This window comes from Phenylobacterium sp. (assembly GCF_037968635.1).
Classification (GTDB): domain Bacteria; phylum Pseudomonadota; class Alphaproteobacteria; order Caulobacterales; family Caulobacteraceae; genus Phenylobacterium.
In genome coordinates this window covers 13,852-35,835 of record NZ_JBBKVV010000063.1, presented here as the reverse complement: position 1 = coordinate 35,835, position 21,984 = coordinate 13,852, and the positions used below count along the sequence as shown (strand labels likewise).

Here is a 21,984-nt window from a genome sequence, read left to right as displayed (position 1 = left end):
ACGTCGTTTAGTCGTCGCGGTAAATGTCGCCGTCGTGGCGGGGCTCGTCGTGACGCGCTAGTTAGGGGGTCGACGTCTCCGGAGGGTTTTCATGACACGCCGTGTTCTCGCCATTCTCGCATTTGCGGGCCTGCTGACGGGGTCGCCCGCCCTGGCCGCCGACGGGGCCAAGACCTTCCAGTTCCAGTGCAAGACCTGTCACGGCGCCACGAGCACGCCGATGGGCCCCAGCCTGGCCGGGGTTTCGGGCCGCAAGATCGCGGGTCTGTCTGACTTCAAGTATTCGGCCGGCCTGACCGCCAAGTCGTCGATGGCCTGGACAGACGCCAATCTCGAGGCGTTCCTCGCCTCCCCGACCAAGTTCGCGCCCGGGACCAAGATGATGACCGGTGTCGCCAACCCCGCCGACCGCGCCGCGGTGGCGGCCTATCTGAAGGGCTTGAAATGAAACTCGCCCCCTGGCTGGCCCTGGCCGCGGGGCTCGCCCTGACCGGCTGCGCCTCCGTGGCCCCGGAGGACGCCAGCGACGCGCCCATGACCTATGCCTGCGGCGCTGGGAAGCGCTTCGTGGCGTCCTACGCCCTGGACGGCCGGATCGTGCGGGTCACCGCCGGCGGCCAAACCACCACCCTGCGCCAGGTGAGGAAGAAAAAGGGCGATCCCGTCTTCGCCGCCGGCGGTGTCACCCTGACGACGAAGGGCGCGTCGGCCAACCTGGACGGGGCGCCGGCCGGGCCCTACCGGAACTGCAGAACCGGCTAGGGTGGACGCCTTTCCCGCCTATTTCCCGCTGGCCGGCGCCAAGATCGTGGTGGCCGGGTCCGGCGAGGCCGCCGAGAACAAGCTGCGGCTGCTCGCCTCGTCGCCGGCGACCCTGGTTCGGTTGGAGGGGCCCGACGCCTTCCTGTCGGGCAGCTATTCCGGCGCGCTGCTGGTGTTCATCGATGGCGAGGACGAGGCCTTCGCCAAGGGCGCGGCGGCCGCCGCCCGCGCCGCCCGCGTCCTGGTCAATGTCACCGACCGGCCGGAACTCTGCGACTTCACCACGCCCGCGGTGATCGACCGGGGTGAGGTGGTGGCGGCCATCGGCACCGGCGGCGCCTCACCCATGCTGGCCACCATGCTGCGCAACGACATCGAGCAGCGGGTGCCCGAGGGGACCGGCCGGGTCGCGGCCCTGTTCCGCACCTTCCAGGACGATGTGCGCGCCAAGTTCCCCGAGCTGCATGCGCGTCGCGCCTTCCTGCGCGAGACCCTGTCGGGCGCCGTCGCCCAGGCGGCCCAGGTCGGCGACATGGAGACGGCCCGGACCCTGTTCCGGGCGGCCATCGCCAAGGGTCCCGAGGCCGCCGGCAAGGTGCAGTTCGTGGCCGGTCGCGGTCCCGCCGATCTGCTGACCCTGCGCGCCAGCCGGGCCCTGGCGGCGGCCGACGTCATCGCCGCCGATAAGGGCGCGGACGCCGACATCCTGACGATGGCGCGCCGCGACGCCGAGCGGATGACCCCGGACGAGGCCACTCCCGAGGCGATGATCGCCTTGGCCAGGTCGGGCCGCCGGGTGGTCCGGGTCTTGGTGCAGGCGCCGCGTGCCGATGAGGTCCAACCCCTGGCCGCCGCCGGGGTGACCGTCGAGGTCCTGGCGTCCGCCTCGTGACGTCCCTGACCTCGGACGATTGGGCGGCGATCCTCCTGTCCCTGAAGGTGGCCCTGGCGGCCACCGCCTTTGGCCTGCCCCTGGCCCTGGTGACGTCGCTCGCCCAGGCGCGAGGAAGGTTCCTGGTCCGTGTGGTGCTCGACGTCCTGGTGACCCTGCCGCTGGTCCTGCCGCCGGTGGCGACGGGCTATGTCCTGCTGCTGTTGTTCGGGCGGCGCGGGGCGATCGGGGCGGCCCTGGAGAAGGTCGGCATCGTCTTCGCATTCGACTGGACCGGCGCGGCCCTGGCCGCCGGGATCATGGCCTTCCCGCTGATGGTGCGGCCCATGCGGTTGGCCATCGAGGCCCTGGACAAGGAGGTCGACGAGGTGGCGCGCACCCTGGGCGCCCCGCCGCTGGTGCGGTTTTTCCGCATCACCCTGCCGCTGGCCCTGCCCGGGGTGGCGGCCGGCGCGATCCTTGGATTCGCCAAGGCGCTGGGGGAGTTCGGAGCCACCATAACCTTCGTGGCCGCCATCCCCGGCGAGACCCTGACCCTGCCCGCGGCCATCTATGGCGCGACCCAGTCGCCGGGGGACGAGGCGAGAGCCGGGATGCTGTGCCTGGTGGCCGCGGCGATCGCCGTCGGGGCGGTGCTGGTCTCCGACCTGGTGGGGCGGTTGGCCACGCGGACATCGCGGGGCGCCCCCTAGGTATTTATCCGGGTAATATTGACTCGGTATTATATCCGGGTAAAAGGGAGCGACCATCTGGAGCCGCCCATGCCCATTCCCCACGCCAAACGCCCCGAGGTCGACCGCGCCCTAAGGGCGGCCTTCGGTACGGCGGAGATGGACAGCATCGCCACGGTGAGCGGCGGCCTGTCCGGCGCCCTGACCTATCGGATCCGGGTGGGGGGCATCGCCTATCTGCTGCGGGTCGAGACCCAGCGCGACGGGTTCAAGGACCCCGATCGCTGGTATCGATGCATGGCCATCGCCGCCCAGGCCTGCCTGGCGCCGCGGGTCCGGTACGCCGACGCCGCCGACGGGGTGGCGATCATGGAGTTCATCCCTGAGCAGTCCTGGAGCCTGGACTATGCCGGCACGCGGGAGGATCTGATCGTCGAGGCCGCGCAAGGCGTCCGCGCCCTGCACCAGGCGCCCGCCTTTCCGCCGCTGGTGGACTATATGGAGGGGATGGACGCCGTCCTGACGGGGTTCCGAGCGACCGGCCTGATGGCGCCCGAGGCGATATCGGAGCTGCTGGACGGCTATGGCGCGGTGCGGGCCGCCTATCGCACCGACCCGGCCGACCTGGTCTCCAGCCACAACGATCTGAACCCCCGCAACATCCTCTATGACGGCCGGCGGCTGTGGTTCATCGACTGGGAGAGTTCGTTCCTCGCCGACCGGCATGTGGACCTGGCGACCCTGGCCAACTTCATCACCCACGACGCAGGCGAGGAAGAGCTGCTGCTGCGCACCTATTTCGGCCAGGCGCCGGACTCGCGCCAGCGCGCGCGGCACGTGGTGATGCGGCAGGTGAACCACCTGTTCTACGGTCTGATCATGCTGACCACGGTGGCCGCGTTGCGGCCGGGGGCGCGGGCGCCAGGCGATCTGGACGGGCCGTCGCTGGCGCAGATTCACCAGGGCATCGGCGCCGGGACCTTCCAGCTGGATGGCTGGGAGGGCCAGGTCGCCTACGGCAAGGCGCGGCTGAACGAGGCGCTTACGGGCATGAAGACCCAGGCCTTCGATCAGGCGGTCAGGGTGCTGACCGCCTGACGGGGGGCTTGGTTCGAGCGGGGTGCGGGCGGAAAACCCGTTCCCACTTTTCCTCATCCCGCTCTAGTCGTGCAGGGACCGCTTGTTGGTCTCGGGCAGGAACAGGACGCAGGTGACCACCGAGATCGCCGTGAAGGCGAAGGGGTACCAGAGGCCGGAATAGATGTCCCCCACCGCCGCCACGATGGCGAAGGCGGTGAAGGGCACGAAGCCGCCGATCCAGCCGGTGCCGATATGGTAGGGCAGGGACATGGCGGTGTAGCGGATGCGAGTGGGGAAGAGCTCCACCAGGCAGGCCGCGATGGGGCCGTAGAGGGCCGTCGCGGCGATCACGAAGACCATCAGCACGGCGAAGACGCCGGGCAGGTTCATGCGCTCCGGGTCGGCCTTGGAGGGGTAACCCGCAGCGGCGAGGCCGGCCTTGATGCGGCCCTCGATCTCCGTCCTGGCCTCCTTGGCGGCGTCCTTGGATAGGCCTTGGACGGAGTCTGACGCCACCACGGCGTCGCCGATCCTGACCTGGGCCTTGGCGCCGGGCGCGGCCTTCTGGTTGCCATAGGACACCCCGGCGTTGGCCAGGGTGGTCTTGGCGATGTCGCAGGAGGACGTGAAAGCCGTCTTGCCGATGGGGTCGAACTGCAGAGAGCACTCGGCCGGATCAGCCACCACAACGACGGGCGTTCGCGCCACCGCTTCGGCCAGAGCCGGGTTGGCGGTCTGCGCCAGCATGTGGAAGCCGGGGAAGTAGGCGATCAGCATGAGGGTCATGCCAAACAGCATCACCGGCTTGCGGCCCACCTTGTCCGAGAGCCAGCCGAACAGGACGTAGAATAGGGCGCTCGCCGCCGCCGCGCCCATCATCAGCAGGTTGATGGTCTCGGCCGGGACCTTGAGGAACTTGTCCAGAAAGGTCTGGGTGTAGAAGAAGGCGGTGTACCAGACCGCGCCCTGAGCCGACATGATGGCCACCAGGGCCAGGATGACGATCTTCAGGTTCTTCCAGGTGCCGAAGGCCTCGGTGAAGGGGGCGGCGGCGATCTCGCCCTCCGCCTTCATCTTGGTGAAGGCCGGGCTCTCCGAGAGCTTGAGGCGCATGAAGATCGAGACCGCCAGCAGGCCCGCCGAGAACAGGAACGGGATGCGCCAGCCCCAGGCGTCGAAGGCCTCCGGTCCGAAGTAGCGGCCCACGATCACGCGGGTCACCAGGATCACCAGCAGGGCGGCGAACAGGCCGAAGGCGGCCGAGGTCTGCACCCAGCTTGTCGAGCGGCCCCGCGCGCCGGGGGGCGCGTGCTCGGCCACATAGATGGCCGCGCCACCGTATTCTCCGCCGAGCGCGAAGCCTTGAAGAATACGCATGAGCACCAACAGGGCGGGCGCCAGCAGGCCGACCTGGGCGTACGAGGGCAGGAGGCCGATGGCCACGGTGGCCCCGCCCATCAGCACGACGGTGAACAGGAAGGCGCCCTTGCGTCCCACCCGGTCGCCGATGCGGCCGAAGACCAGGGCTCCAATGGGACGGAAGGCGAAGCCCGCGCCGAACAGAGCCAGGGCGGCGACATAGCCGGCGGTTTCTGTGAGGCCGGAGAAGAAGGTCTTGGAGATGACCTGGGCCAGGCTGCCGAAGACGAAGAAGTCGTACCACTCAAAGGCGGTCCCGGCGGCCGAGGCGGCCACCACGGTGCGCAACGAAGCCTTCTTCGGCGCCTTGCCCTCTTCAACCGCCACCATATGTCTCTCCCCCGAGCTCTTTAAGGCCAAGGTCTAGCATTGGCTTGTGCGCGGTTGGAAGGGCGTCCACCGCTACCCGCTCATCCCGGCGAAGGCCGGGACCCAGGTGAGGCCCACCACGATCTCAGGCGGAACCGCAAATGGGGCGAGTGAATCAGGTCGCAGCGCCGCAGATGAACCTGGGTCCCGGCCTTCGCCGGGACGTGCGGCTTTTGTCTAGGCCACCGCTTCGTCCTCGAACGCCGCCGGCGCACTCAGCCGCGCGATCTCGGTCAGCAATGCGGTGGGGGAGATGGGCTTGCCCACCACCCCGTCCATGCCGGCTTCCAGATAGGACTGGTGCTGGTGGGACAGGACGTTGGCGGTCAGGGCCACGATCGGGGTGTGGGCGACAGGACCGCTCAGGGCGCGGATTCGGCGGCAGGCCGCCAGGCCGTCGATGCCGGGCACCTGGACGTCCATCAGGATGAGATCGAAGGCGCCTCGGGCCGCGGCCTCGACCCCCAGCAGGCCGTCGGCGGCGGTCTCCACGCTGGCGCCCAGGTTCTCCAGCAGCTTGGTGGCGATCATGCGGTTGGTGGAATTGTCCTCCACCACCAGGATCCGCAGGCCCTCCAGCACCGGCTCGCCGGTGTCGGCGACGGGGGCCACGGCCTCGGCATCGGGGGCCGCCACTTCCAGCCAGAACACCGAGCCCTGGTTCTCCACCGAGGTGAAGCCCACGGCGCCGCCCATCATCTGCGCCAGCTTCTGGGTGATGGCCAGGCCCAGGCCCGAGCCGCCGAACTTGCGGGTGGTCGACGCGTCGCCCTGGTCGAAGCGCTGGAAGATGCGGTCTTGGACGTCCGCCGGGATGCCGACACCGGTGTCGGCGATCTCGAAGCGCAGGCTCTGGCCGGCGCTGGTCTGGCGCAGGGCGGCGCGGACGGTGACCTGGCCCTCGAGGGTGAACTTCACCGCATTGCCCACAAGGTTGAACAGGGCCTGGCGCAGCCGGACCGGATCGGTGCGGACCCAGCCGATGTCGGCCAGACCCTCGAGCCTCAGCTCCAGTCCCTTGGCCTCGGCCTGGGGCCGCAGCAGGCGGGTGACGCCCTGAACGAGTGCGGCGGGATCGATGGCCTCCTCGGCCAGCACCAGGGCGCCGGCCTCGATCTTGGAGAAGTCGATCACGTCGTTGAGCAGCTCGGCCAGCATCTGGCCGCAGGACAGGGCCTCCTCAAGCATCGCCCGCCCGTCGTCGGTCAAGCTCTCGGTCTTCAGCAGGTGCAGGACCCCCATCACCCCGTTCATCGGTGTGCGGATCTCGTGGCTCATATTGGCCAGGAAGGCGGCCTTGGCCTCGGCGCCGGCCTGGGCGGCCTCCTGGGCCTCGATCAGGGCCAATTCCTGGCGTTTGCGCTGGTCGAAGTCGTGGACCAGGCCGACACCCTTGAGCCAACGGCCCTTGGAGTCCCGTTTCAGGTGATGGAAGACCCGCATCCAGCGCGCCTCGCCTGAAGGCGTCATGATGCGGGCCTCGAAGGCCTCGCCGGATTTCCGGGTCTCGGCGTTGATGTCGAGGAAGGCCTGGCGGACGCCGGCCATGTCCTCGGGGTGGAACTTCGGGAAGTTCAGCTGCAACGCGTCCTTGTAGCTGCGGGACGAGCGGCCGATCAGCTTCTTGAATTCCGGGCTGGCCCAGAAGGTCTTGTTGACGTGGTCGATCTCGTAGACCCCGGCGTCGGCGGCGCTGAGCGCCACCTTCAGGCGCCGCGCATTGGTCTGGGCCTCGCGCCGGGCGCTGGCCACCGCCGAGATGTCGTCCACATAGGCCAGCATGCCGCCGATCTCGCCCTTGGCGTCCAGCCAGGGCCGCGCCTCCCAGCGCACCCAGTGCTTGCCGCCCTGGCTGTCGGTGAAGCGGTCTTCCTTGCTGGAGACCACCTCGCCCTTGAGCGCCCGGCGCTGGGCGGCCAGGAACTTCTTGGGAATGGTGGGGAAGACGTCCTCAAGCCGCAGGCCCACATGGTTGCGGTGGCCCAGGCTGAAGGCATGACGCCAGCGATTGGAGATCATCAGATAACGCAGGTCGCGGTCGAACATCGCCACAGCGAAGGGGGCGTTCTCGATCAGCTGGCGAATCTGGCGCTCCGCAGCCAGGGCCACGTCGCGGGCGGCCGCCAATTCGGTGATGTCCTGGGACATACCCTTTAGCGCAAACACCCCGCCAGGCCGGGGCTCGCAGTGGAAGGTGGCGCGCCAAGTGGACCAGCGGCCGTCCTTGTTGCGCATCCGATGCTCAAGGGTTTGGGGCAGGCCTTCAAGGATGCCCCGGTTGAAGGCGGCGCGGACGTCCTCGGCCTCGTCGGGATGGAGGATGTTCCGGAAGGCCTCGGCGTCGGCCATTTCCTCGCGGCTGTAGCCGGTGATGGCGCGAATGTCGTCAGACCAGTCCAGGCGCTCACCGACCGGTTCGAACATCCAGGTGCCGACCCCGGCCGATTCCGACAGCAGCAGGCGGGTGCGGCGCGCGGCCTCCAGCTCCATCTCGCGCTCGCGTTCGCGGGTGGCGTCACGCAGGGTTCCGATGATGTGGCCATCGTCGGTGAGCTGGCTGCGGCCCTCGAACCAGCGGTAGGAGCCGTTCTTCATCCGCATGCGGGCGACGTTCTCGCCGACGCGGGTTTCGATCAGCCGCTCGGCGAGCTTTCCGAAGTCCTCCAGGTCGTCGGGGTGGATGAATTCGGCGGCTCGCTTGCCGACGATCTCATCGCTGGCCCAGCCTGTGGCGGCCGTCCAGGCCGGGTTCACCAGCTTGAAGCGGGAGTCAGGTCCGATGACGAGCAGGAGTTCCTGGCTGTTGGCGAACAGCCACTCGATCATCGGCCCGGGCTCCGTCGGCGTGTTGGTCGCACGCTCTGCCGGCATGGAAGTTCCCCCAAAATTCGGGCGAATTCTTAGGCGTGAAGCGTAAACGCAACGTTCGAAGAACGTGGTTTGATCGCGAAAGTTGATGCGACTTCAACCGGCGAGCGCGCCGTCAGTCCATGTGCTTCTTCTCGATCTTCCATTCTGGGGCCAGGCAGAGGCCGCACTTGGCGCCCTCGAACAGCTTGGCGGCGGTCTTGTCGCCCTTCAGACGCCAGGCCAGCCAGGCCTCACCCACCTCGCCGAACCAGCCGCCATTGACGTGCCGATAGGTGCCGCCGTGGCCGACATTGAGGTTGCCCTTGAACACCGGGACGGTGGTGATCCTGGCGAAGTCGTCCTCGGCGTTGGGATAGGCCACGTCCACCGGGCCGCCGATGAAGTAGGCGACGGGGGCGTGATAGGCCTTCAGGCTGTCCTTGGTGGCGTTGGAGAGCTTGGGCAGGCCGCCCTGGTCGATGATGACGCCGGAGTTCCAGACCACGGTGGTCTTCACCCGCGGATCGCCCGAGGCCTCGATGGCCTGCAAGCCGCCGCAGGACTGGCCCATCACCGCCACGGCGGTGGTGTCGATACGGCCCCTATAGGGTCCGGCCTTGGCGTTCTCCCCCTGGGCCCAGTCGATGGCGTCGATCAACTGGCTGGCGCTGGTCCTGGGGGCGACGATGGGCGCGCCCTGACCCGGGGCGACGTTCGGTGTCCAGGGCGGGGCGTCCTTCGGCCCGATGGCCACCACCAGGAAGCCGTGACTGGCGATCTTGGTGAGGAACGGGGTGAACCGCTCGCTGGAATTGGCGCAGGCGCCGTTGCCCCAGGCGACGATGGGCAGCTTGCCCTTCACCGCCGCCAGGTCGGTGGGCCGATAGAGGGTGTGGGTCGGCAGGCTGGCGTCGGTCTCGATGGTCACCGCGTAGGGACCGAGCGGCGGGGCCTTCTGCGGCGGGGCGTCGACGGGGACGGCCAGGATGTTCGGTGGCAGGGTCGCGGCGGGGGCCTGAGCCTGGGCCAGGGTCGCCGACATGACCAGGGCCAGGGCGAGGGGGATGATCTTCATACGCCGCTTCCTTCAAATATAGTTTGTTTGGCAAACGATATTTGGTCTTACGAAAAGTTCACTATCATGCGTCGCCCACTACCTTGTATGAAGCAGTACCTTGCGGTGTGCGATCGCGGGTTTTGGAGGCAGGCCAAGTGGAAGCCGTGGAAGTTCAACTGAAGAAAGGGGTGCTCGAGCTCTGCGTGCTCGCGCTTCTCTCCCGGGGCGACAACTACGCCTACGAGATCGCCAGCCGTTTGGCCGAAGGGATCGATATGGGGGAAGGCACCATCTATCCGCTGATGCGGCGGATGCAGGCCGATGGTCTGGTGGACACCTACCTGGTGGAGTCCTCGTCGGGCCCGCCGCGCAAATACTATCGTCTGACCGAGGCTGGGAAGACCAGCTTCGCCGGGCAGAAGCTGGCCTGGGGTTCGTTCTCCAAGGCCGTCAACGCCATCCTGGGAGAGGCCCAATGACCCGCCAGGCGTTCCTTGCCCGGCTGCGGGAGGGTCTCGCGGGCCTGCCCGCCCACGCCATCACCGACATTGTCGCCGACTATGAGGCTCACTTCGCCGAAGGTGAGGCCGCCGGCCGCACAGACGCCGAAGTCGCCGCAGCCCTGGGGGACCCTGGCCGCCTGGCCCGCGAACTTCGCGCCGAGGCGGGGCTGAAGCGCTGGGAGTCTGAGCGCAATCCGTCGGCGGCCGCCTCGGCGGTGTTCGCAGTCCTGGGGCTCGGGGCGATCGACCTGCTGATCCTGCTGCCCATCGTGCTCTCCATCGCCGGCACGCTGCTTGGCCTCTTCGTCGCGGTGATCGCGGTGTTCGGGTCCGGCGGCTTCGTCTTCGCCGCCGGTCCGTTCCTGGATCCGCCGGGCGGGGTCGCCGCGGCCATGCTTGCCGGGATCGGTCTGATGGCCGGCTCGGTGTCGCTGGGCGCGTTGCTCTGCCTGGTCACCGTCGGCTTCGTGAACCTGCTCGTCTGGTACGGGCGTCTCCACTACCGGCTGCTCAAGCCGGCCATTGAACCTCAAGCCTGAAGGCCCCTGACATGATCCGCCTTCTCGTCATCATCGCCGTCGTCGGGTTCCTCACCTGCATCGTCACCCTGGGCGGCGCCGTGGCCCTCGGCGGCCGCGATATCGCAGCCCAAGGCTGGGACCGCTGGAGCTGGTCCGATCGTGATTGGGATATCGGCTGGGACAAGCATGGCCAGCGCCACAGCAAATGGCGCAACCACCACAAGGGTGATCCCGAATGGGCCTCGGCCACCCGGGAGCTGGCCTGGGACGGGGCGACCGCCCTCATCCTCGACGTTCCGAGCGAGGTCACCTTCATCCAAGGCGGCGAAGGTCCTGGCAAGTTGACGGTCACCGGGCCCAAGCGCTCCATCGACACCCTGACCCTGGCGGCGGGCCGGCTGAGCGACAGCGTGCGCCACACCGGCGAGCGGCTGAGAGTCACCCTGACGGCGCCCAAGGTCACCCGCTTTGAGCTGAAGGGCGTCGATCGCCTGAATATCGAAGCCTACGACCAGGAGAGCCTGGAGATCAGCACCACCGGCATGGCCAAGGTCACCGGCCACGGCAAGACCAAAGCCCTGAGGCTCAACATGACCGGCGCCGGCGAGGCCGATCTTGCGGCGCTCGACGCCGAAAGCGCCGAGGTGGACATCTCCGGCGCGGCGCAAGCCACCATCGCGCCGCGCACCAGCGCCAAACTCGAGATCTCGGGCTCGGGCGAGGTCAAGCTGAAGACCCGGCCGCTGAAGCTGGAGAAGAACGTCTCCGGTTCCGGCGAGGTCAAGGAACTGGACTCATAGAGATCCGCGCAAGCGGAACGGCCGACGGTTCTTCCCCAAAAAGACAACCGGCCTGACTGGCCCAGGGCGCTCCCCCGCCCTGGGCTTTTTCTTTTGGTCCCTACTGCGGGCCTAGAAGGCGTTCTCGCCGGTGATCGCCCGGCCCAGGATCAGGGCGTGGACATCGTGGGCGCCTTCATAGGTGTTGACGGTTTCCAGGTTCGCGGCGTGCCGCATCACATGGTACTCGCCGGATATCCCGTTGCCGCCGTGGATGTCGCGAGCCTCACGGGCGATGGCCAGCGCCTTGCCGCAATTGTTGCGCTTCATCAGGCTGATGGCTTCGGGCACCCAGGCGCCCTGGTCCAGCAGGCGGCCCAGCGCCAGCGAGCCCTCGAAGCCGAGCGCGATCTCGGTCTGCATGTCGGCCAGCTTCTTCTGCACCAGCTGGCGGGCGGCCAGCGGCTTGCCGAACACGCTGCGGGTCTTGGTGTAGTCACGGCTGGCGTGCAGGCAGAACTCGGCGGCGCCCATGGCCCCCCAAGAGATGCCGTAACGCGCCTTGTTCAGGCAGGAGAACGGACCGCGCAGGCCCGAGACATTGGGCAGCATCTGGTCTTCCGGCACGAAGACGTCGGCGAGCGCGATCTCGCCCGTGATGGAGGCGCGCAGGGACAGCTTGTTGAGGATCTTCGGCGTCGTGAAGCCTTCCGAACCGCGGTCCACCAGGAAGCCGCGGATCACCCCGTCCAGCTTGGCCCAGACCAGGGCGACGTCGCAGATCGGCGAGTTGCTGATCCACATCTTCGATCCCGACAGGGTGTAGCCGCCGGGCGCCTTGCGGGCCACGGTGCGCATGGAGGCGGGGTCGGAGCCGCCGTCGGCCTCGGTCAGGCCAAAGCAGCCAATGATCTCGCCCTTGGCCATGCCGGGCAGGTACTTGCGCTTCTGCTCTTCCGAGCCGAAGGCGTAGATCGGGTACATGACCAGCGACGACTGCACGCTCATGGCCGATCGGTAGCCAGAGTCGATGGCCTCGATCTCGCGGGCGATCAGGCCATAGGCCACGTGGTTGACGCCCGCGCCGCCGTATTCCTCCGGCAGCGTCGGGCCGAGGAAGCCGAGCGCGCCCATCTCGGTCATGATCTCGCGGTCGAACCGCTCCTCGGCATAGGCCGAGACCACCCGGGGCAGCAGCTTCTCGCGGGCATAGGACCGGGCCGCGTCCCAGACCATGGTCTCCTCCTCGGAGAGCCGGGACTTCATGTCCAGGGGGTCTTCCCAGTCGAAGGTCTTGGCGGTGCTGTCCTGAGCCATGGCGTTTCCCCTGCGCAAAGTCTGGGGGCCTTATGACGCCAAGTCAGGTCCCTGTGTAGACGCCTTTGCGTTTCTCCAGGAACGAGGCCCGGGATTCCTTCACGTCATTGAGGGCGCGGCGAGCGAAGGAGAGGCCGACGGACTCGTACTTCAGGGCGGTGTCGAGGTCGCTTTCGAAGTTGGCCTGCAGCACCTTCTTGGCGGTGCGGACCGCCAGGGGCGGCCAGCGGGTGATCTCCTCGGCATAGGCCAGCGCCGCGTCGAGCAGGTCATCGTGGGGCGCCAGGCGGTTGAGCAGGCCCAGCGATTTCGCCTCGTCGGCCAGCACCATGCGGCTGGTCATGATCAGGTCGGCGGCGTCGGCATAGCCCACGATACGCGGCAGCAGCCAGCTCATGCCGCTATCGGGCGACAGGCTGCGCTCGACGAAGGTGGTCTTGAAGCGGGCGTGCTCCGAGCCGATACGGACGTCGCAGCCCAGCGCCGCGCTCATCCCGGCCCCGGCGCAGACCCCGTTGATGGCCCCGATCAGCGGCTTGTCGAAGTCGTGGAACAGCTTGGCCCAGCGGCCGACCCAGCTCATCTCGTCGAGGCGGGCGTTCTGGCTGGTCTCGGCCGGCGGTACCTGGCCGGTGAGGTCGGCGCCGGAGCAGAAGCCGCGGCCGGCTCCGGTGAGGATCACCGCGCGGACATTGTCGTCCTCTCGGGCCAGGGCGAAGGCGGCGTGGACATCGGCGCGCAGCTCGCCGCTGATGGCGTTCAGCTTCTCGGGCCGGTTCAGGGTGACGATCCCCACGTGGCCGCGGGTCTCATAGTCGATCGTCTGCCAGGTCATCTGCGTTTCCCCTTTTGCACGAACCTCACGTGCAATCGGCCGGGGAGGCAAGGGCCATCTGGCGCCGGCGCGGGCGAAAAAATACGCCCCGTCCGCGAGGGGAGCGGACGGGGCGCTAGTCCTGCCGGACCCTTAGGGAGGATCGGAGCCGGCAGCTGATGCCTGCCCTGGTAGGCCGATGCCCAGAACTTGGCAATGAGAATTATTCGCAACTAAGCGCCGTCGGTCCAGCCTAAGTCGACTGTGCGACACTCCGCGCACGCACCCGCGGCGCGAATCATGTGAATTTATGGGGAGGTCGCCGCAACTTTCGTGGCGATCGGTAGTTCCCGTGTCAGGCGTTTTGAGACCCAAGGGATCGCCCCATGTCGCTTACCCGTACCGAACCCAATCCGTTCGACCTCATCCGGCCCTTTGTGGTGCTGGCCGTGTTCGCGTTCTTCGTGGGCTTCGCGACCTACATGGTGGCCGGCGCCGGCAGTGTCGCCACCGCCTATTCCCGAACCCACCCGGCGTCGCCCATCGCCTCGCAGCATATCGACTGGGACAGCCGCAAGGCGATCTAGTCGGAGCCTACTTGCCCCGCGCCACGAACGCGCCATTGCGGAACTTCTCGTCAGCCTTGCCGTAGACGAAGGCTTCGCCTTCGGGCGTCAGCACGCTGCCGCCCGCCGCCTCCAGCACCGCGTGACCGGCGGCGATGTCCCATTCCATGGTCGGGCCATGACGCGGATAGACGTCGGCCGAGCCCTCGGCCAGGCGGCAGAACTTGATGGAGGAGTCCATCGCGCTCGTGGCGTCGAAGCCGTACTTGTCGGCCAGGGCCTTGAGGGTGTCCTCCTTCATGGTGTGGCTGACCAGGGCGACGGCCGCGCCTTGCGGCCAGGTCCGGGCCTGAACCGGTTTGCCGGCCTCGCCCACCACCCGTTTCATCGTCTGGCCGCCCTGCGTGTACCAGGTCTCCCCCGAGGCCGGGGCGCAGACGGCGCCGGCGACCGGGCGGCGGTTCTCGATCAGGGCGATGTTGACCGTGAAATTGGGGTCGCCGCGCACGAAGGCCTTGGTGCCGTCCACCGGGTCCACCAGGAAGAACCGATCCCCTATCGCGTCGGGGGTGCCGAATTCACTGGCGTCTTCCTCGGAGATCACGTGGACCCCGGGGAAATGGGTCTCCAGCCGTTCCAGGATCAGCTGCTCGCCACGGCGGTCGGCCTCTGTGACCGGACTTTCGTCGGCCTTGGAAAACACCTCCAGGCCGGACTTCCACAGGGGCAGGACCAGGCGGCCGGCTTCCTCGACGATGTCGGCGAGCAAGGGCCCGATGTCGGTGTTGAAGTTGCTCATCGCCTGGCGCTCCGGGGGTCGTTGCTTACGAAGGCGAGGGGCACGACCGTGGTGTCGATCACCTGCTTGCCCGCCTCCTGGAAATTCACCGTCACCTTGCGCCCCGCCACCGACTGCACCTGGCCCAGACCCCAATCATCGCGCTCGGGGTGACGCACGATGACGCCGGGCTCGAGGAAGGGGTCGGAACTGCTCATGAACCGGTTACCTATCCGCCCGCCCCGGTTTGCCAAAGCGCCAAATCAGGCCAAGTTCGAGACCTCATGTCAGAGCCAGACCAGACTCCCGCCGCCGAACCCTCCGTGGAGGCCGAGCCCAAGCCGGCGCCTCGCACCGCCGAGGTGGCCGCCTATCTGGCGGCGCGGATGTGTCACGACTTCATCAGCCCGGCCAGCGCCATCGTCTCGGGCCTGGACCTGCTGGACGACCCCAGCGCCCAGGACATGCGCGAGGACGCCATGAACCTGATCGCCGGCAGCGCCCGCAAGCTTGCCGATCTGCTGTCCTTCACCCGGGTGGCGTTCGGCGCCTCGGCCACCGCCGAGACCTTCGATGCGCGCGAACTGGCCAAGCTGGCCCAGGGCGTCTTCGCCCACATGCGCGCCGAGATGGACTGGCAGGTCGAGGCGGCGTCGCTGAACAAGCCCACGGCGCGGGCCATCCTGAACCTGGCCCAGATGGCCGGCGCGGCCCTGCCCACCGGCGGGACCGCCAAGATTCGGGCCGTGGAAGAAGGCGCCACCGTGGTCATAGCCGTGGAGGCTATCGGTCCCCGCGCCCGGCTGCGCCCCGAAGTGCTGGCTGGCCTGCGCGGCGAGGCCATGGGCGAGGGGCTGCACGGCCACTGGGTCCAGGCCTATTACGTGCACCTGTTCATGACCGACGCGGGCGGGCGCATCTTCGCCGACGTGGGCGAGGAAAAGGTCACCTTCGCCGCCAGCATTCCGGCCTAGAGGCCCCGCGCCAACCCGCGCGTAAATGCAAATTCCCGGTCGGTTAACACGGCTCCTTAACCAACCGCGCGCGAGAAGACGGTTGAAGGGTGGAGTATCCCGTTGAAGACCTGCCTCGTCGTTGACGACAGCCGGGTGATCCGCAAGGTCGCCCGCCGAATCCTGGAGGACATCGGCTTCGAGATCGCCGAGGCGTCCGACGGGATGGAGGCGCTCGCCTGGTGCCGGGCGGCCATGCCTGACGCGGTGCTGTTGGACTGGAACATGCCGGTGATGACGGGCATCGAATTCCTGCGCCATCTGCGGCAGGAGCCGGGCGGCGATAAGCCCACGGTGGTGTTCTGCACGGTGGAGAACGATATCGAGCGGATCCGCGAGGCCCTGGACTGCGGCGCCAACGAGTACATCATGAAGCCCTTCGACGGTGACATCATCGCCTCGAAGTTCGCCGAGGCGGGGCTGGCATGAGGCCCGAGGACATTGATCTGGTGGTCCACCTGTGCGCGGCGCGCGCCGGCCTGTTCGTCGACCCCGACAAGACCTACCTGCTGGAAAGCCGCCTGGGCCCGGTGGCGCGGCGCGAGAACTTCGGTTCCATCGACGACATGATCGCGGCCCTGCGCACCAAGCGCGAGGACCGGCTGGCCTGGGCGATCGTCGAGTGCATGGCGTCGAGCGAGACCGCCTTCTTCCGTGACCGCGCGCCTTTCAACCTGTTCCGCGACGAGATTCTGCCGACCCTGGCCCGGCTGCGCGACGGCGAGCCGATCCGCATCTGGAGCGCGGCCTGCGGCTCGGGCCAGGAAGTCTATTCCCTGGCCATGACCATCGAGGACCAGCGCGCCCTGATCCCCGGCGCCAAGCTGGAGCTGTTCGCGTCGGATTTGTCGGAGCGCGCCCTGGAGAAGGCCCAGAGCGGACTCTACACCCAGTTCGAGATCCAGCGCGGCCTTCCGATCCGGCAGTTGGTTCGGCACTTCGAGAAGGCCGACGAGATGTGGGCGCTCGCGCCGCGGATCCGCCAGATGGTCCGCTGGCGTCGCATCAACCTGGTGGCCGACCTGTCGGCCGCCGGCCGCTTCGATGTGATCTTCTGCCGTTATGTCCTGGGCGCGCTGGTGGAGCCCATGCGGATTCGCCTGCTGGAGAACCTGGCCCGGGCGCTCAGTCCTGACGGCTTCCTGTTCCTGGGCCTCGGCGAGACCGCCACCAGCCTGTCGGAAGCCTTCCAGCCCGTCAGCGGCCGACCGGGGCTCTACGCTCGCAATCCTTCCTTTCGCGCCGCCGCCTGACAAGCGGAGCCCCAGTACGCTAGGATCGCCCTGATCACTCGGGGGATTTTCGATGTCCAAGCGCCTGCTGTTCGCCACCGCCGCCGTCCTGGCCGGGACCCTGGCGCTGGCCAGTTGCAAGAAGCCGGTCCCGGAGGCTTCCGCCCCGGCCGCGCCCGCACAGCCGGCGGCGCCCATCACGCAGCCGGATCCGGTCGAGCCTGCGCCACCCGCCGCGCCTCTGACCGGCTTCTTCCATCAGCCCGGCGTGAACCTCTTCGGCTACTATTTCGCCAAGGCGCCGATCCAGTTCGGCAACTTCAAGCTCCGTGAACTGCACCTGGGCACGGCCGAGGAGTTCGCCAGCTATGAGAAGGGACAGAGGATCTCGCCCAACTATGCGCCCGTCATGCTGGAGTTCGACGACGTCACCAGCCCAAGGCGCGAAAACGAGCTGGGCCAACCCTATCACGAGGTCAGCCGCCGGGTCCTGCCCACGGCCTATCGGGTCACCGCCGAGGAGGTGCGCTTCCACGGCCGGGACGAGATGCTGGGAGAGGTAAGCTTCAATAGCCGCCTGGACGCCAAGGCGCTGGAGCGGGTGCGGGCCGGCGGGGCGGAGGAGACGGTGCTCACCGGAACGCTGGCCGCCATGGGCCAGAAGTTGAACCGCGCCTTCGTCTGGTTTGGTGGCGACTGACCCATTCCTCCACGAAAAACCCCGCCGCAGAGACTGCGGCGGGGTTTCCAAGCCTTGAGAGGGCTTTGAAGCTTACTGCTTGGCGTCTTCAGCGGTGTTGGTCACGGCCGAACCGGCGGCCGAAACGTCCCGGCCGGCGCCCGAAAGGGTGTTGCAGGCGGAAATGGCGAAGGTGGCGGCCACGACGGCCAGCAGAGCAATCTTACGCATTTTTGGGTATCTCCCCGAGGAGTTGTTGAACTTGCGGGAGACGAACGGTCAGGCTGCCGCCTGGTTCCCTGTTTGCGGCTCTGGCTTCACTGTATTTTCCACGCCGGGGGTCGGGAACACCAAACGGACCGTCACGCCGCCGGATTCATTGCGCACCAGTTCGGTCCGGCCGCGCAATTGGCGGGCGAAGGCGGTCATCAAGGTGCGCCCGACGCCGGACGCGGTGAGCACCTCGTTGCTGGAGGTCCCGTCGTCGCTGATGTCCAGTTCGGCCTCGTCGCCGCGGACCTTGAAGGTCACGGTGAGCGTGCCGCCCCGACCGGCGAAGGCATGCTTCTGGGCGTTGGTGATGGCTTCGACGGCGAACAGGGCCAGGGGCGCCAGGCGGTCCGGGTCGATCACCAGGGCGTCGACATGCATCTCCGTCTTCACCGGCGCGCCGTGCAAGGCGTCGGCGGAAATGAGCTGCGCTGTCAGTTCCTCCAGGAAGGGGCGCAGGTCGACCTTCTTCAGGTCCGGTCCCTGGTAGAGGGCGCGATAGATGAGGGCGAGCGCGGTGATCCGCTGCCGGGTGTCGGACATGGCGGCCCGCGCGGCCGGATCGGTGAGCGCCCGCTGCTGCATGTTCAACAGCGAGGAGATGACCTGCAGGTTGTTCTTCACCCGGTGATGGATCTCGCGCATCAGCGCGTCCTTCTGGGCCAGGTTGTCGCGCAGGGTGGCGTCGCGGCCGACGATGGCGTCGGCCATCTGCTCCAGAGTCTCGGCCAGGTCGCGGATTTCGGGTGGCGCCTGCTCGGCCTGGATCGGCCGCACGGTGAGTCGGCCGCGGGCATAGAGGGCCGCGATCCGCTGTAGATAGGCGATCCAGCGGATCACCACCCGATCGGTCACCACCAGCACCGCCAGCAGGGCCAGGACGAAGGCCACGAGAGGAAGCAGCAGGCCGGTCAGCGGATTGAGCCGGGTCCAGGAGAACAGGCCCTGGGCCTTGGCCGACAAGATCACATAGAGGTCGTCGCCCACCAGGGCGGCGGCGGAATAGACCCGGCGGTCGCCACGTCGGTCCTTGGCGTACCAGACAACCGAGCCCTTGGCGTCGGCCTTGGCGCGCCAGGCGGGCGGCAGGTCCGGGAAGGCCTGGCCGTCGGTGAAGTTCATGTAGTGACCCTCGCGGTCGGCCAGCGCCACCTCGGCCTCGTCGGGCAGGGAGCGGTCGGCCAGGCGCGGGGCCAGGCTCTGCAGGGAGATCACCGCCACCAGGGCGCCGTCGAAGCCGACCTTGGGATCGGTCGCCCGCACGGCGGCCAGCAGGACCGGCTCCTTGGCGTAGAGCGCGCCGGGGTCACGGGTGACCACCAGATTGTCGCCCTTTTGCAACTGCTGGAACCAGGGCCGCTCAGCTCGAATCAAATCGACCGGCACATCGTTGGCCGCGCAGGCCACGCGGCCGCGACGGTCGAAGCGGATCAGGTTCGAATAGCCGGGAATACGTCGGGTCACCTCGGCCAGTCGCTGGGCGCACTGGAAGCCGACGGAGGCCGGCGCAAGGGTCTCCAGCAGGATGTCGGCGGCCTCCATCCGCGCCCGCGCCGTGGCGGCGCTGCGTTCGGCCGAGGTGGCGAGGTTCTGGCGCACGATCTCGCCCTCGCGGCGGAAGGCCATCGAGGACTGGATGGCGCCGAGGATCAGAACCGGTAACAGGGCGGCGGCGAGCGCAGCGGTGAGGCGCACTCGGATCGTCGACAAAGAACCCCAAGGGGATGTGATCATGTGGTCGCCCGTCGCCTAGAGCATTTTCCGATAGGTGTGAAACGGCTATCGGATCGAAAAATGCTCTAACTTTTTGAATTAGAGCCCTTTTGATCCGATCTGACTGAAGCGGTCAGATCGGAAAGGGCTCTACCGGGCGCTTGAGAGCCGCTCCGCATCCGCGAGGATGGAGCGCATGGCGTCGCCGGCGGCGCCACCATCGCGCTCATAGGCGCCGTCGTCGAGGATCGCGTGAAGGGCGCGCCGAGCCCGGCTGACCCGGCTCTTCACGGTGCCGACCGCGCAGTTGCAGATCTCCGCAGCTTCCTCGTAGGCGAAGCCTCCGGCGCCCACCAGCACCAGGGCTTCCCGCTGTTCGGCGGGCAGCATGGCCAGCGACAGGCGCAGTTCGTCCAGGGCGACGGGCGCCTCGGGGTCGTCCACGGCCACCAGGGTGCGCTCGGCCGCTTCCTGGTCGAGCTGGGTCTGGCGCCAGGACCGGCGCTTCTCGGAATAGAACTGGTTGCGCAGGATCATGAAGGTCCAGGCCTTCATGTTGGTGCCCATCTGGAATGAGTTGCGGGCGTCCCAGGCCTTCATCATGGCGTCCTGCGCCAGATCGTCGGCGCCTGCCGGTTCGCCGGCCAGGGTACGGGCGAAAGCCCGCAGGTGAGGGATCAGCTTGACCAACTCCCGCTTGAACGCCTCGTCCTCCGCGGGTGTGCGGTTGGCGTTCTTTGAGTCGTCCCCCGCCATCAGCCGTTCTCCGAAGAACGCTTGTCAGCCTTGCGGAGGATATCGAGAAACTCGTCGGGAACCGGTTCGTTGACCACCTCGTCGAACATCTGGCGCAGGCGCGCGCCGATCGCCTGCTGGCGGAGCCGGGCTTCGTCGAGGGCGGCGGAGACTTTGCGCCGGTCCTCATTGGGTGTGTGTTCGATCATGTCATCGGCGCTCCGCTTGCGCGGCGCTTGCCCCCTCGATTGGTCATCGTCGCCCGTCAACGTCCCGCTCCGGTTCCGGTTCCCTTGATCAGGCCCTAGGATGGACAAAACGCAGGCGGGAGGGAACCGGTTCCCCGCAGCGACGTTTCCGGCGCTATGGTGAGCGCTGTCGGGGCATGTGACCCGAGGCGTTCGTGTGTTTCTTACGGGGAGGGTATCACCTTGAGTCTGTTAGCCCGATTGGCGCCGCATCTGCCCTATGTGCGCCGCTACGCCCGCGCCTTGACGGGCGATCAAACCACTGGCGACCACTATGTCCGCGTCGCGCTTGAGGCGCTGGCGGCGGGCGAACGGGTGCTGGAGGCCAACCTCACCCCCCGCGTCGCGCTCTATCATGTCTTCCACGCCATCTGGCTGAGCACGGGCGCCAAGCTCGAACCGCGGGACGGCGGGATCACCGGCGACGACGCCAGCGGCCGTTTGATGCGCATCGCGCCCCGGTCGCGCCAGGCCTTCCTGCTCACCGCCCTGGAGGGCTTCACCCCTTCGGAGGCCGCCCAGATCCTGGGCGCCGACTTCTCGGAGGTCGAGGGCCTGATCAGCGAGGCCCAGCAGGAAATCGACGCCGAACTGGCCACCGATGTCCTGATCATCGAGGACGAACCGGTGATCGCCGCCGACATCGAGGCCCTGGTCACCGAACTGGGTCACACCGTCGTCGATATCGCCGCCACCCGCACCGAGGCGGTGGACGCCGTCAACCGCAAGGTTCCGGGTCTGGTGCTCGCCGACATCCAGCTGGCCGACGGCTCCTCCGGGATCGACGCCGTGAAGGACATTCTGGCCCGTTACGACGTGCCGGTGATCTTCATCACCGCCTTCCCCGAACGCCTGCTGACCGGGGAACGTCCGGAACCCACCTTCCTGATCACCAAGCCCTTCCAGCCGGAAACGGTAAAGGCGGCGATCGGCCAGGCGTTGTTCTTCCATCCGCGGAACGCCAAACAGGCCGCCTGATCTTCGAGCCAGCAGCTTGAGCGGAACGCCGGCGTCGCGCCGGCGTTTTCGTGTTCAGGCGTCCGCATCGGGGCGCAACCTTTCCGGAGTAGACCGCATGCTGGGCTGGGCCTTGACCTTCGCCGTTCTCGCTATCGTGGCGGGCTTCCTGGGCTTCATGAGCCTGGCGGGTCTGGCCGCCACCGTGGCCAAGGTGCTCTTCGTCGTTTTCCTGGTGCTGCTGGTGGCCAGCTTCGTCATCCGCGCGGTGCGAGGACAGTCGGTTCTCTAGAGCGTCAGGGTTAGGTGGAAGCCGGTTAACTCGTCCGACGCGCTCTATCTTCTTGGAGTTAGAGCCTTTTTCAACGGGCCAGATGCTTCTATCTGACCCTAAAAGGCTCTAGCGGAGTCGACGTCGAGATATGAAAACGGCCGCCCGATGGGGCGGCCGTTTTGCATTGGGGACTTGAGACGACCTAGCGGGGCTGGTCTGGCGTGTTTTGCAAGGTGGCCTCGGCCGGGGCGCCGGCCGTGAACGCCTGGGCGTCGGCAGGCTGGCGGGCGTTGTCGACCTCGGTGGAGGCCAGGTTGTCAGCCTGCCAGGTCCAGGCGCCGAAGAGGGCCATGGCGGCCAGGGCGGTGGAGACCAGCAGCACCCAGAAGACGTGACGGCCGAAGCGGCCCTGGCGGGCGCGGGTGGCGGTCAGGACGGGATGGGTGGAGGAATCGCGGGAGAGGACAGCCATGGGGGTGGCTCCT

At 67.8% G+C, this 21,984-nt stretch carries 27 protein-coding genes; 15 read left to right on the top strand and 12 right to left on the bottom strand.

The genetic code is table 11. From position 1 onward, the window contains the following. Positions 1-91 precede the first annotated feature (91 nt). The 5 genes from AAC997_RS07425 to AAC997_RS07405 all read left to right on the top strand — a co-directional run bounded on the left by AAC997_RS07425 (position 92) and on the right by AAC997_RS07405 (position 3,423). The gene (locus AAC997_RS07425; protein ID WP_340645055.1) at positions 92-448 is read left to right on the top strand and encodes a c-type cytochrome; all 357 of its coding nucleotides are present in this window, start codon (positions 92-94) and stop codon (positions 446-448) included. Beyond that, on the top strand, positions 445-762 hold the full coding sequence (locus AAC997_RS07420; protein WP_340645054.1) for a hypothetical protein: 318 nt from the start codon (positions 445-447) through the stop codon (positions 760-762). The genes AAC997_RS07425 and AAC997_RS07420 overlap by 4 nt, the downstream gene beginning before the upstream one ends. Before the next feature lies 1 nt (position 763). Continuing rightward, positions 764-1,654 carry an NAD(P)-dependent oxidoreductase gene (locus AAC997_RS07415; RefSeq protein ID WP_340645053.1) on the top strand — a complete coding sequence of 297 codons (891 nt, stop codon included), beginning with the start codon at positions 764-766 and terminating at the stop codon, positions 1,652-1,654. Beyond that, complete coding sequence (gene modB, locus AAC997_RS07410) at positions 1,651-2,346, top strand: molybdate ABC transporter permease subunit (protein ID WP_340645052.1); 696 nt, start codon at positions 1,651-1,653, stop codon at positions 2,344-2,346. The genes AAC997_RS07415 and modB overlap by 4 nt, the downstream gene beginning before the upstream one ends. Positions 2,347-2,415: 69 nt before the next feature. Continuing rightward, complete coding sequence (locus AAC997_RS07405; RefSeq protein WP_340645051.1) at positions 2,416-3,423, top strand: phosphotransferase; 1,008 nt, start codon at positions 2,416-2,418, stop codon at positions 3,421-3,423. A 63-nt stretch (positions 3,424-3,486) separates the two neighbouring features. On the opposite strand, the gene AAC997_RS07400 is transcribed toward AAC997_RS07405, so the two are convergent. The 3 genes from AAC997_RS07400 to AAC997_RS07390 all read right to left on the bottom strand — a co-directional run bounded on the left by AAC997_RS07400 (position 3,487) and on the right by AAC997_RS07390 (position 9,118). Further along, on the bottom strand, positions 3,487-5,154 hold the full coding sequence (locus AAC997_RS07400) for an MFS transporter (RefSeq protein ID WP_340645050.1): 1,668 nt from the start codon (positions 5,152-5,154) through the stop codon (positions 3,487-3,489). Positions 5,155-5,370: 216 nt separating this feature from the next. Continuing rightward, positions 5,371-8,064 (bottom strand): PAS domain S-box protein, encoded by a 2,694-nt coding sequence (locus AAC997_RS07395; protein ID WP_340645049.1) that lies wholly within the window; start codon positions 8,062-8,064, stop codon positions 5,371-5,373. Positions 8,065-8,176: 112 nt separating this feature from the next. Continuing rightward, positions 8,177-9,118: an alpha/beta hydrolase gene (locus tag AAC997_RS07390; RefSeq protein WP_340645048.1), complete on the bottom strand. Its 942-nt coding sequence runs from the start codon at positions 9,116-9,118 to the stop codon at positions 8,177-8,179. Positions 9,119-9,255: 137 nt separating this feature from the next. Between AAC997_RS07390 and AAC997_RS07385 the strand changes: the two genes are divergently transcribed. The 3 genes from AAC997_RS07385 to AAC997_RS07375 are packed head-to-tail and all read left to right on the top strand — an operon-like array spanning position 9,256 to position 10,924. Continuing rightward, positions 9,256-9,579, top strand: coding sequence for a PadR family transcriptional regulator (locus tag AAC997_RS07385; protein ID WP_293496474.1), 324 nt, complete (start codon positions 9,256-9,258; stop codon positions 9,577-9,579). After that, the gene (locus AAC997_RS07380; protein ID WP_340645047.1) at positions 9,576-10,142 is read left to right on the top strand and encodes a DUF1700 domain-containing protein; all 567 of its coding nucleotides are present in this window, start codon (positions 9,576-9,578) and stop codon (positions 10,140-10,142) included. The genes AAC997_RS07385 and AAC997_RS07380 overlap by 4 nt, the downstream gene beginning before the upstream one ends. Before the next feature lie 11 nt (positions 10,143-10,153). Then, on the top strand, positions 10,154-10,924 hold the full coding sequence (locus tag AAC997_RS07375; protein ID WP_340645046.1) for a DUF2807 domain-containing protein: 771 nt from the start codon (positions 10,154-10,156) through the stop codon (positions 10,922-10,924). A 111-nt stretch (positions 10,925-11,035) separates the two neighbouring features. Here the strand turns inward: AAC997_RS07375 and AAC997_RS07370 are convergent, their stop codons facing one another. Then, complete coding sequence (locus AAC997_RS07370; RefSeq protein ID WP_340645045.1) at positions 11,036-12,220, bottom strand: acyl-CoA dehydrogenase; 1,185 nt, start codon at positions 12,218-12,220, stop codon at positions 11,036-11,038. A 43-nt stretch (positions 12,221-12,263) separates the two neighbouring features. Next, positions 12,264-13,055: an enoyl-CoA hydratase/isomerase family protein gene (locus tag AAC997_RS07365; RefSeq protein ID WP_340645044.1), complete on the bottom strand. Its 792-nt coding sequence runs from the start codon at positions 13,053-13,055 to the stop codon at positions 12,264-12,266. A 365-nt stretch (positions 13,056-13,420) separates the two neighbouring features. On the opposite strand from AAC997_RS07365, the gene AAC997_RS07360 reads away from it, so the two are divergent. Then, positions 13,421-13,621, top strand: a complete 201-nt coding sequence (locus tag AAC997_RS07360; protein WP_340645043.1) for a hypothetical protein — start codon at positions 13,421-13,423, stop codon at positions 13,619-13,621. 7 nt (positions 13,622-13,628) lie between these two features. Here AAC997_RS07360 and cysQ read toward each other — a convergent pair whose 3' ends face one another. Both cysQ and AAC997_RS07350 read right to left on the bottom strand, forming a co-directional pair. Continuing rightward, a complete protein-coding gene (gene cysQ / locus AAC997_RS07355) occupies positions 13,629-14,399 on the bottom strand; it encodes a 3'(2'),5'-bisphosphate nucleotidase CysQ (protein WP_340645042.1) in 771 nt (256 codons plus the stop codon). Further along, on the bottom strand, positions 14,396-14,596 hold the full coding sequence (locus AAC997_RS07350) for a DUF3553 domain-containing protein (RefSeq protein WP_340645041.1): 201 nt from the start codon (positions 14,594-14,596) through the stop codon (positions 14,396-14,398). The genes cysQ and AAC997_RS07350 overlap by 4 nt, the downstream gene beginning before the upstream one ends. A 66-nt stretch (positions 14,597-14,662) precedes the next feature. Here AAC997_RS07350 and AAC997_RS07345 point away from each other — a divergent pair, with 66 nt between their 5' ends. The 4 genes from AAC997_RS07345 to AAC997_RS07330 all read left to right on the top strand — a co-directional run bounded on the left by AAC997_RS07345 (position 14,663) and on the right by AAC997_RS07330 (position 17,323). Continuing rightward, entirely contained in the window at positions 14,663-15,352 is a 690-nt protein-coding gene (locus AAC997_RS07345) for a histidine phosphotransferase family protein (RefSeq protein WP_340645040.1), read from the top strand. 102 nt (positions 15,353-15,454) lie between these two features. Continuing rightward, positions 15,455-15,820 (top strand): response regulator, encoded by a 366-nt coding sequence (locus AAC997_RS07340; RefSeq protein WP_340645039.1) that lies wholly within the window; start codon positions 15,455-15,457, stop codon positions 15,818-15,820. Then, positions 15,817-16,644, top strand: a complete 828-nt coding sequence (locus AAC997_RS07335) for a protein-glutamate O-methyltransferase CheR (RefSeq protein WP_340645038.1) — start codon at positions 15,817-15,819, stop codon at positions 16,642-16,644. Before AAC997_RS07340 ends, AAC997_RS07335 begins: the two co-directional genes overlap by 4 nt. A gap of 52 nt (positions 16,645-16,696) precedes the next feature. Beyond that, a complete protein-coding gene (locus AAC997_RS07330; protein WP_340645037.1) occupies positions 16,697-17,323 on the top strand; it encodes a hypothetical protein in 627 nt (208 codons plus the stop codon). Positions 17,324-17,395: 72 nt separating this feature from the next. On the opposite strand, the gene AAC997_RS07325 is transcribed toward AAC997_RS07330, so the two are convergent. The 4 genes from AAC997_RS07325 to AAC997_RS07310 form a co-directional block, all read right to left on the bottom strand. Further along, positions 17,396-17,533: an entericidin A/B family lipoprotein gene (locus AAC997_RS07325; protein ID WP_340645036.1), complete on the bottom strand. Its 138-nt coding sequence runs from the start codon at positions 17,531-17,533 to the stop codon at positions 17,396-17,398. A 48-nt stretch (positions 17,534-17,581) separates the two neighbouring features. Then, positions 17,582-19,306, bottom strand: coding sequence for a sensor histidine kinase (locus AAC997_RS07320; protein ID WP_340645035.1), 1,725 nt, complete (start codon positions 19,304-19,306; stop codon positions 17,582-17,584). 129 nt (positions 19,307-19,435) lie between these two features. Next, the gene (locus tag AAC997_RS07315) at positions 19,436-20,041 is read right to left on the bottom strand and encodes a sigma-70 family RNA polymerase sigma factor (RefSeq protein WP_340645034.1); all 606 of its coding nucleotides are present in this window, start codon (positions 20,039-20,041) and stop codon (positions 19,436-19,438) included. Then, complete coding sequence (locus tag AAC997_RS07310; protein WP_340645080.1) at positions 20,041-20,229, bottom strand: NepR family anti-sigma factor; 189 nt, start codon at positions 20,227-20,229, stop codon at positions 20,041-20,043. The genes AAC997_RS07315 and AAC997_RS07310 overlap by 1 nt, the downstream gene beginning before the upstream one ends. Before the next feature lie 222 nt (positions 20,230-20,451). On the opposite strand from AAC997_RS07310, the gene AAC997_RS07305 reads away from it, so the two are divergent. Both AAC997_RS07305 and AAC997_RS07300 read left to right on the top strand, forming a co-directional pair. Continuing rightward, positions 20,452-21,246 carry a response regulator gene (locus AAC997_RS07305; protein ID WP_340645033.1) on the top strand — a complete coding sequence of 265 codons (795 nt, stop codon included), beginning with the start codon at positions 20,452-20,454 and terminating at the stop codon, positions 21,244-21,246. Between the two features lie 97 nt (positions 21,247-21,343). Beyond that, a complete protein-coding gene (locus AAC997_RS07300; RefSeq protein WP_340645032.1) occupies positions 21,344-21,517 on the top strand; it encodes a DUF1328 domain-containing protein in 174 nt (57 codons plus the stop codon). A gap of 184 nt (positions 21,518-21,701) precedes the next feature. Here AAC997_RS07300 and AAC997_RS07295 read toward each other — a convergent pair whose 3' ends face one another. Continuing rightward, complete coding sequence (locus tag AAC997_RS07295) at positions 21,702-21,971, bottom strand: hypothetical protein (RefSeq protein WP_340645031.1); 270 nt, start codon at positions 21,969-21,971, stop codon at positions 21,702-21,704. Positions 21,972-21,984: the final 13 nt, after the last annotated feature.

Excerpts from the sequence above, each read along its gene's own strand:
- AAC997_RS07300 (WP_340645032.1), top strand. The coding sequence starts at position 21,344 with ATGCTGGGCTGGGCCTTGACCTTCGCCGTTCTCGCTATCGTGGCGGGC.
- cysQ (WP_340645042.1), bottom strand. The coding sequence starts at position 14,399 with ATGAGCAACTTCAACACCGACATCGGGCCCTTGCTCGCCGACATCGTC.
- AAC997_RS07320 (WP_340645035.1), bottom strand. The coding sequence starts at position 19,306 with ATGATCACATCCCCTTGGGGTTCTTTGTCGACGATCCGAGTGCGCCTC.
- AAC997_RS07310 (WP_340645080.1), bottom strand. The coding sequence starts at position 20,229 with ATGATCGAACACACACCCAATGAGGACCGGCGCAAAGTCTCCGCCGCC.
- AAC997_RS07375 (WP_340645046.1), top strand. The coding sequence starts at position 10,154 with ATGATCCGCCTTCTCGTCATCATCGCCGTCGTCGGGTTCCTCACCTGC.
- AAC997_RS07400 (WP_340645050.1), bottom strand. The coding sequence starts at position 5,154 with ATGGTGGCGGTTGAAGAGGGCAAGGCGCCGAAGAAGGCTTCGTTGCGC.
- AAC997_RS07365 (WP_340645044.1), bottom strand. The coding sequence starts at position 13,055 with ATGACCTGGCAGACGATCGACTATGAGACCCGCGGCCACGTGGGGATC.
- AAC997_RS07360 (WP_340645043.1), top strand. The coding sequence starts at position 13,421 with ATGTCGCTTACCCGTACCGAACCCAATCCGTTCGACCTCATCCGGCCC.
- AAC997_RS07295 (WP_340645031.1), bottom strand. The coding sequence starts at position 21,971 with ATGGCTGTCCTCTCCCGCGATTCCTCCACCCATCCCGTCCTGACCGCC.
- AAC997_RS07350 (WP_340645041.1), bottom strand. The coding sequence starts at position 14,596 with ATGAGCAGTTCCGACCCCTTCCTCGAGCCCGGCGTCATCGTGCGTCAC.
- AAC997_RS07380 (WP_340645047.1), top strand. The coding sequence starts at position 9,576 with ATGACCCGCCAGGCGTTCCTTGCCCGGCTGCGGGAGGGTCTCGCGGGC.
- AAC997_RS07370 (WP_340645045.1), bottom strand. The coding sequence starts at position 12,220 with ATGGCTCAGGACAGCACCGCCAAGACCTTCGACTGGGAAGACCCCCTG.
- AAC997_RS07325 (WP_340645036.1), bottom strand. The coding sequence starts at position 17,533 with ATGCGTAAGATTGCTCTGCTGGCCGTCGTGGCCGCCACCTTCGCCATT.
- AAC997_RS07335 (WP_340645038.1), top strand. The coding sequence starts at position 15,817 with ATGAGGCCCGAGGACATTGATCTGGTGGTCCACCTGTGCGCGGCGCGC.
- AAC997_RS07315 (WP_340645034.1), bottom strand. The coding sequence starts at position 20,041 with ATGGCGGGGGACGACTCAAAGAACGCCAACCGCACACCCGCGGAGGAC.
- AAC997_RS07395 (WP_340645049.1), bottom strand. The coding sequence starts at position 8,064 with ATGCCGGCAGAGCGTGCGACCAACACGCCGACGGAGCCCGGGCCGATG.
- AAC997_RS07390 (WP_340645048.1), bottom strand. The coding sequence starts at position 9,118 with ATGAAGATCATCCCCCTCGCCCTGGCCCTGGTCATGTCGGCGACCCTG.
- AAC997_RS07405 (WP_340645051.1), top strand. The coding sequence starts at position 2,416 with ATGCCCATTCCCCACGCCAAACGCCCCGAGGTCGACCGCGCCCTAAGG.
- AAC997_RS07345 (WP_340645040.1), top strand. The coding sequence starts at position 14,663 with ATGTCAGAGCCAGACCAGACTCCCGCCGCCGAACCCTCCGTGGAGGCC.
- AAC997_RS07425 (WP_340645055.1), top strand. The coding sequence starts at position 92 with ATGACACGCCGTGTTCTCGCCATTCTCGCATTTGCGGGCCTGCTGACG.
- AAC997_RS07330 (WP_340645037.1), top strand. The coding sequence starts at position 16,697 with ATGTCCAAGCGCCTGCTGTTCGCCACCGCCGCCGTCCTGGCCGGGACC.
- AAC997_RS07420 (WP_340645054.1), top strand. The coding sequence starts at position 445 with ATGAAACTCGCCCCCTGGCTGGCCCTGGCCGCGGGGCTCGCCCTGACC.